This is a genomic window from Dialister sp. (genome assembly GCF_051885895.1).
Classification (GTDB): domain Bacteria; phylum Bacillota; class Negativicutes; order Veillonellales; family Dialisteraceae; genus Dialister.
Window position 1 is genome coordinate 5,122 of record NZ_JBJEXP010000029.1, and the last position, 7,045, is coordinate 12,166.

Here is a 7,045-nt window from a genome sequence, read left to right on the forward strand (position 1 = left end):
CGCCACCACCGTTTTCCATTCTACATTTTTAATTTTTAATTCCTTCCGCTGCCCTCCCAGCCTTCATTCCATCGGGAATACACCCTATCAAGCGATCTGCCTCAAACTTTCAGATCAATTTCCCAGCTCCGGCCAGTCTTCTTTCTGTTTCCGAAACCAGTTCTTCCACAATTTCCTCTACCGGCTGGATTTTGGTGAGGTGGGTGAGGGACATGCCGGCCAGGACGAAGCCGTTTTCTGTATCGCCCTCTACGGCGCCTTTTCTGGTGGTGCCTGTAGCCATTGCGATCAGTTCTTCCAGCGGTGCGCCGCTGTATTCTGCCTTCAGGTATTTTTCAGAGAATGCGTTCTTGAGACCCCGCACACTGTCGCCGGTGGTGAATCCGGTGACAGTGGAGTCGGTGTCCTGGGCTTTGATGATGGCTTCCTTGGCTTTGGGATGGAGGCGGCATTCTTCTGCAAGCAGGAAGCGGGTGCCCATCTGTACGCCGGATGCGCCCATGATGAGTGCGGCGGCTATGCCTCTGCCGTCAACAATGCCGCCGGCGGCGATGAGGGGGATCTCCAGGTCCGGCAGTACGTTTTCCAGCAGGGCCATGAGGGTCAGCTTTCCATCGTGGCCGCCGGCTTCCATGCCTTCCACCACCAGGGCGTCGGCGCCGGCATCCTGCACCCGTTTGGCCAGTTTCACGCTGGGGACGACAGGAATGCATTTGACGCCGGCATGATGAAGGTCATCGAACCAGGGTACCGGATTTCCTGCGCCCAGGGTGACAAAGGGCACTTTTTCATCGCAGATGACCTGGGCCACGTCGTCTTTGTTGGGCGCCTGAAGCATGAGGTTCACGCCGTATACGCCGCTGGGGCCCAGAATATCCTTGGCCCGGCGGATATTTTCTCTCACTTCGTCGGTGGTAAAGCCGCCGGAGCCGATGACGCCGGCGCAGCCTGCATGGGCCATGGCGGCTGCCAGAAGGCCGTCAGATATGTAAGCCATGCCTCCCTGGATAATGGGGTAATCAATGGATAGCAGTTCGGTTAATTTCGTTTTCCAAGGCATAGGAATTCCTCCTTTTTTCTGAACCATGAATCATGGACGGGAATGGCAGAACGGAATTTTCATAGATGCTTTGACCGGCAGCTTCGGCAGAGAGGGCCGCTTCTGCGTACAAAAGACAATCTATGAATGAAATTCTATGAGGATCAGTCTGTGCTTCCTTACCTGTATTATATCCATTTTTTTATGTATGGGGCAGGATTTTTTTACATGACCCTTTTTCTCTCCACCTTTAGCAATGCAGAAAAAGCATTGAATTTCTATTATTCATGATTTCTCTGAATTATGAATGAAATCCTTCTTTTTAAAAATGTTCCGAATCCGCCGTTTCAACGGGATAAGGGATACCGGATTTTCCATGACTGATGGACCATTTTATAGTAATGCATATACTATTGATATATAGAGTATACTTATTACTATATTTTTCTATAGATGTTGTAGTATTAATAGAGGCGTGATATACTGTAAAAGGTAAGACTTGGCATGATTCCACACTTTTTGACAGATATGGAAGTGATATGGTTGAAAGAAGACTCTTTAATGATGCTGCTCCTTCCGGAAATGATGGCAGAAGCCCAGGAGCGGTATGAGATTCTTCGTCAGATTCACGACAACGGACCGGTAGGCAGGCATCTTTTAGCCATGCAGACGAAACTTTCGGAAAATACGGTCCGCAAGCATCTTGAAAAAATGGCAGAATCAGGCCTTCTTTTGTCTCGTCCTTCCGGCATGAGCCTGACTTCCAAGGGAGAATCCCTGATCGGGCCTTTGGCTCCTTATTTCCAGAAGAGTCCGGCACTTTCGGATATGGAAAAGAAACTGCAGGCTGTTCTTTCCATGGAACGGGTTATCGTGGTGAGAGGAGATTCCGATGCTTCCGATGCGGTGAGAAATGAGATCAGCCAGGAGGCGGCTTTTGTCCTGCTCCGGATTATCCGGGACGGTTTTGTCACCGCCGTCAGCGGCGGCCCGGTGATTGCAGGCATTGCAGAGGCCCTTCCGTCCCTTCATATGAAGGTGGATGTGATTCCTGCCCGCGGCGGTTTTGGAAACAGGGTGGAGTATCTGCCCAATTTCGTGGCTTCCCGTATGGCTGAAAAGCTGGGCGGCTGCTACCATATCGCCCATATTCCCGACGGTCTCAGCCCTGAGCTTTTCCTTCAGGTGAAAAATGAAATTCCCCGGTTGAAGGAAATCGACAAACTGGCGGCAAAGACGGATATCCTTGTCACCGGGGTGGATGAACCGCAGGATCGTTCCAAATGGACCGATATTCCGCCGGACGTCAGGGAACGTCTGGTGAAGGAAAAGGCGGTGGGCGAGTCTCTGGGCCTTTATGCGGATATAGAGGGCCGGATTCTCTACCGCCTGTACAATGTAGGAATTTCCAGGGAGGACATTTCTTCTATTCCCCATGTCTTAATTGCAGCCGGAGGCAGTCACAAAGGTCCCGCTATCCTTGCCATGGCCAGGGCCGGCATTCGGGGGACGCTGGTGACTGATGAGGGCGCAGGTCAAGAAATCATACATATGACAGCTGGTAAAAAGTCAATCACAGGAGGGTACTAACATTATGACGAAGATTGGTATTAACGGATTCGGCAGAATTGGCAGACTGGTATTCCGCGGTATGCTGGACAGGGATGACCTGGAGGTTGTAGCGATCAACAACCCCAGCGGCGTCGAAACTGCCGCTTATCTTCTGAAGTATGATTCCGTTCACGGACGTCTGGGCAAGAAGGTTGAAATTGACGGCGATGACCTGATCATTGAAGGAAAACGGGTTCATGTATTCCATGATCGGGATCCGGAACATCTGGACTGGAGCGCCTACGGTGTTCAAATCGTAGTAGAATCCACTGGCAAGCTGAAGGATAAGGTCAGCGCCGGCAAGCATATCAAGGGAACGGTGAAGAAAGTCATCATCACCGCTCCGGGTAAGGATGACGATGCCACCATCGTCATGGGTGTCAATGAAGATATCTATGATCCGAAAAAGGATAACATTATTTCCAACGCATCCTGCACCACCAACTGCCTGGCACCGGTGGTGAAGGTGCTCCATGAAAAGTTCCACATCAAGCGGGGCCTCATGACCACCGTTCATTCCTATACCAATGACCAGGCTATCCTGGAAAAGGCACACAAGAAGGATCCGAGAAGAGGCAGAGCTGCTGCGGAAAATATCATTCCTACCTCCACCGGTGCCGCCAAAGCCATCGGCATTGTCATTCCGGATCTGAAGGGCAAACTGAACGGACTGGCTATCCGCGTTCCGACTCCCGATGTTTCCCTGGTAGATCTGGTGGTGGAGCTGTCCAAAAATGTAACGAAGGAAGAAGTCAATGCTGCCTTGAAGGAAGCATCGGAAGGGGAACTGAAGGGCATCCTGGCCTACACGGATGAACCGCTGGTATCCAGTGATTTCCTCACCACCGATGTAAGCTCCACGGTAGACAGCCTCCTCACCATGGTGATGGAAGGCAATCTGGTCAAAGTCATTGCCTGGTACGACAATGAATGGGGTTACTCCATGAGAATTATTGACCTTGTGAAATACGTAGCGTCGAAAGGACTTTGATTATGAACAAACAGACCGTATATGATTTGAAACCGGAAGGAAAAACAGTGTATGTCCGTGTGGACTATAATGTGCCTCATGATAAGGAAGGGCACATCCTGGATGACCGCCGTATCCGGGCTACCATTCCTACCATCCGCTATCTCCTGGACCAGGGGGCAGCAGTGGTGCTGGCAAGTCATATGGGGCGTCCGAAGGGTGCCGTGGTGAAGGAACTGTCCCTGGCTCCCTGTGCCAAGAGGCTGTCCGAGCTTCTCCATCAGGAAGTGCTTTTCTCTGATGACTGCGTGGGCGATAAGGCAGCAGCCATGAAAAAAAGCCTGAAACCGGGACAGGTGCTGCTTCTGGAAAATCTCCGCTTCCATAAGGAAGAGGAAAAGAATGATGACGCCTTTGCCAAATCCCTGGTGGAAGGCTGCGATCTGGCAGTGAATGATGCCTTTGGCGTTTCCCACCGCACCCATGCTTCTGTGGTGGGGGTAGGCCGGCTGATGCCTATGGTGTCCGGTCTTCTCCTGAAAAAGGAAATCGATTTCCTGGATGGAGTCATTGAACATCCGGAGCGTCCTTTTGCGGCCATTATCGGCGGGGCAAAGATCAGCGACAAGATCCAGGTCATTGCCAACCTGATGGAAAAAGCGGATGTGATTCTTATCGGCGGCGGCATGGCCAATACCTTTGTAGCCGCCCAGGGCTATGACATGGGCCAGTCCCTGCAGGACAGGGACCGCTTCGACCTGGCTCGGAACCTGATGAAGAAGGCCCATGAAATGGGTTCGGAAATCATGCTTCCTGTAGATTTCATGGCCGGCGATTCCTTCTCTGAAAAAGCCCAGACCAAAGTGCTTTCGGCCTCCGAATTCAAGAGCCCCTGGATGGCGCTGGATATCGGCCCCAAGACCATTGAACTGTATGTAGAGACCCTGAAAAAGATGAAAACCGTCGTCTGGAACGGTCCTATGGGCGTATTTGAAATGAAACCCTTTGCCAAGGGAACCTTTGCCATTGCGGAAGCCATGGCCAATCTGAAAGCCACCACCGTCATCGGCGGAGGCGAATCGGCATCGGTGGTAGACCAGCTGGGAATTGAAGACAAGTTCTCCCATGTGTCCACCGGCGGCGGCGCTTCCCTGGAAATGCTGGAAGGAATGGTTCTTCCCGGCGTGGCAGTGCTGGCAGATAAGGAGTGATTCTGTTTGCGTAATATTCTGATTGCAGGAAACTGGAAAATGAATCTCACTGTTACGGAAGCAGAAAGATTTTTCAAAGCCTTTAAAATCGAGAAAAAAGAAGGGGTGGAGCTTCTCTTCTGCCCGCCCTTTACCGATATTCCTCTGGCCCGCTTTTTCCTGAACGGATCGTCTATCCGCTGGGGCGCCCAGAATGTGTATCCTGAAGACAAGGGCGCCTTTACGGGAGAAATCTCCGCGCCCATGCTGAAGGACCTGGGCTGCAGCTATGTGATCTGCGGCCATTCCGAAAGACGGCAGATCCTGGGCGAAAGCGATGAATTCGTAGCCCGCAAGGTGAAGGCAGTGCTGGAAGGCGGCATGATTCCCATCCTCTGCGTAGGAGAAACGGAAGAGGAAAGACGGGAAGGACAGACGGAAGAGCGCATCGGCAGTGAAATCCGCACGGCCCTCTTTGCCCTGTCCAGAGAAGAAACCGCCCGTCTGGTCATTGCCTATGAACCCATCTGGGCCATCGGCTCCGGTCAGGCGGCTACGCCGAAAGATGCGGAAGACATTGCCTCCTTCATCCGGAAGACGGTGAAGGAAACCGCCGGAAAGAAAGAGGCAGAGGAAGTGCGCATCCTTTACGGCGGCTCCGTGAATGGAGACAATATTTCCGATTTCCTGAAACAGAAGGACATTGACGGCGCCCTCATCGGAGGGGCCAGCCTGAAGCCCGATACAATGCTTGACATTTATCAGAAAGCCTGATGTCACAGAGCCTGCCTTCCGGCAGAAGGCAGGCTTTCAATATCAAATCAAATCAACCGATACAGGAGGAATTAAGCATGGCAGCCATTACTGATTTACACGCAAGAGAAATTCTGGATTCCCGGGGAAATCCTACCGTTGAAGTAGAAATGACACTGGAAGACGGCACCTTTGCCCGGACCGCCGTTCCCTCCGGCGCATCCACCGGTATGTTTGAAGCCACCGAACTGAGAGACGGCGACAAGAGCCGGTACGGCGGAAAAGGGGTTCTGAAAGCGGTAAACAATGTGAACAGCGAAATCGCTGATGCCGTGCTTGGCTGGGATGCCAGCGACCAGAGAGGCCTGGACCATATCCTGATCAACCTGGACGGAACAGAAAACAAGAGCCGCCTGGGCGCCAACGCCATTCTGGGCGTATCCCTGGCTGCCGCCCATGCAGCCGCTGCTTCGGCAGGACTGCCGCTGTACCAGTATCTGGGCGGTGTGAATGCCCATAACCTGCCGGTCCCCATGATGAACATCATGAACGGCGGCGCCCATGCAGACAACAACGTGGACATTCAGGAAAGCATGATTATGCCTGTGGGAGCGCCCAGCTTCCGGGAAGGCCTGCGCATGTGCGCTGAAATCTACCATGCCCTGAAGGACGTGCTGAAGAAAAAGGGACTTTCCACAGCCGTAGGCGATGAAGGCGGCTATGCACCGGACCTTCCGTCCAACGAAGCAGCCATGGAAGTCATCTGCGAAGCCATTGAAAAAGCAGGCTATACCGCCGGCAAAGACGTAGTCCTTGCCACCGACGTGGCCGCTTCCGAACTCCTTGGCGATGACGGCCTCTACCATCTGGCAGGAGACCATACCGCCAAGAACGCCGATGAAATGATTGCATTCTACGAAAAGCTCATCGACGAATACCCCATTATCTCCATCGAAGACGGCTTGGGAGAAGAAGACTGGGATGGCTGGAAGAAACTGACCGAAGCCCTGGGCAAGAAAGTACAGCTGGTAGGGGATGACCTCTTCGTCACCAACACCAAACGGCTTTCCAAAGGCATCCATATGGGCGTGGCCAACTCCATCCTTATCAAACTGAACCAGATCGGCACCCTGACCGAAACCTTTGAAGCGGTGCAGATGGCCCAGAGATGCGGCTATACCGCTGTCATTTCCCACCGCTCCGGTGAAACGGCTGATACCACCATTGCCGATGTGGCAGTGGCCCTGAATGCCGGACAGATCAAGACCGGTGCTCCGGGACGTACAGAAAGAGTAGCCAAGTACAACCAGCTCCTCCGCATTGAAGAAGACCTGGACGCCGACTCCTTCTACGGCAGCAGTGCTCTCACCCACAGAATGAAACGGTTTGAATAATAAACAGATACATATTTTATTACAGAAACCCCGGTACATGGCCGGGGTTTTTGTTTTGGTGAATTAGTGGGTTAGTGGACTGGTGGCC

General features: G+C 52.6%; 6 protein-coding genes. 5 read left to right on the forward strand and 1 reads right to left on the reverse strand.

Features of this window, described 5'->3' with window-relative positions; translation table 11 throughout:
* Positions 1-109: 109 nt before the first annotated feature.
* On the reverse strand, positions 110-1,060 hold the full coding sequence (locus tag ACI4N7_RS02235) for a nitronate monooxygenase (RefSeq protein ID WP_439731742.1): 951 nt from the start codon (positions 1,058-1,060) through the stop codon (positions 110-112).
* 561 nt (positions 1,061-1,621) lie between these two features.
* On the opposite strand from ACI4N7_RS02235, the gene ACI4N7_RS02240 reads away from it, so the two are divergent.
* The 5 genes from ACI4N7_RS02240 (at position 1,622) to eno (ending at position 6,957) form a co-directional block, all read left to right on the forward strand.
* Positions 1,622-2,629: a sugar-binding transcriptional regulator gene (locus ACI4N7_RS02240; RefSeq protein WP_439731743.1), complete on the forward strand. Its 1,008-nt coding sequence runs from the start codon at positions 1,622-1,624 to the stop codon at positions 2,627-2,629.
* A gap of 4 nt (positions 2,630-2,633) precedes the next feature.
* On the forward strand, positions 2,634-3,641 hold the full coding sequence (gene gap / locus ACI4N7_RS02245; protein ID WP_439731744.1) for a type I glyceraldehyde-3-phosphate dehydrogenase: 1,008 nt from the start codon (positions 2,634-2,636) through the stop codon (positions 3,639-3,641).
* A gap of 2 nt (positions 3,642-3,643) precedes the next feature.
* Entirely contained in the window at positions 3,644-4,831 is a 1,188-nt protein-coding gene (locus ACI4N7_RS02250) for a phosphoglycerate kinase (protein WP_439731745.1), read from the forward strand.
* A 6-nt stretch (positions 4,832-4,837) separates the two neighbouring features.
* Positions 4,838-5,584 carry a triose-phosphate isomerase gene (gene tpiA, locus ACI4N7_RS02255; protein WP_439731746.1) on the forward strand — a complete coding sequence of 249 codons (747 nt, stop codon included), beginning with the start codon at positions 4,838-4,840 and terminating at the stop codon, positions 5,582-5,584.
* Between the two features lie 77 nt (positions 5,585-5,661).
* The gene (gene eno / locus ACI4N7_RS02260; RefSeq protein ID WP_439731747.1) at positions 5,662-6,957 is read left to right on the forward strand and encodes a phosphopyruvate hydratase; all 1,296 of its coding nucleotides are present in this window, start codon (positions 5,662-5,664) and stop codon (positions 6,955-6,957) included.
* Positions 6,958-7,045: the final 88 nt, after the last annotated feature.

Excerpts from the sequence above, each read along its gene's own strand:
- ACI4N7_RS02250 (WP_439731745.1), top strand. The coding sequence starts at position 3,644 with ATGAACAAACAGACCGTATATGATTTGAAACCGGAAGGAAAAACAGTG.
- gap (WP_439731744.1), top strand. The coding sequence starts at position 2,634 with ATGACGAAGATTGGTATTAACGGATTCGGCAGAATTGGCAGACTGGTA.
- ACI4N7_RS02235 (WP_439731742.1), bottom strand. The coding sequence starts at position 1,060 with ATGCCTTGGAAAACGAAATTAACCGAACTGCTATCCATTGATTACCCC.
- ACI4N7_RS02240 (WP_439731743.1), top strand. The coding sequence starts at position 1,622 with ATGATGGCAGAAGCCCAGGAGCGGTATGAGATTCTTCGTCAGATTCAC.
- eno (WP_439731747.1), top strand. The coding sequence starts at position 5,662 with ATGGCAGCCATTACTGATTTACACGCAAGAGAAATTCTGGATTCCCGG.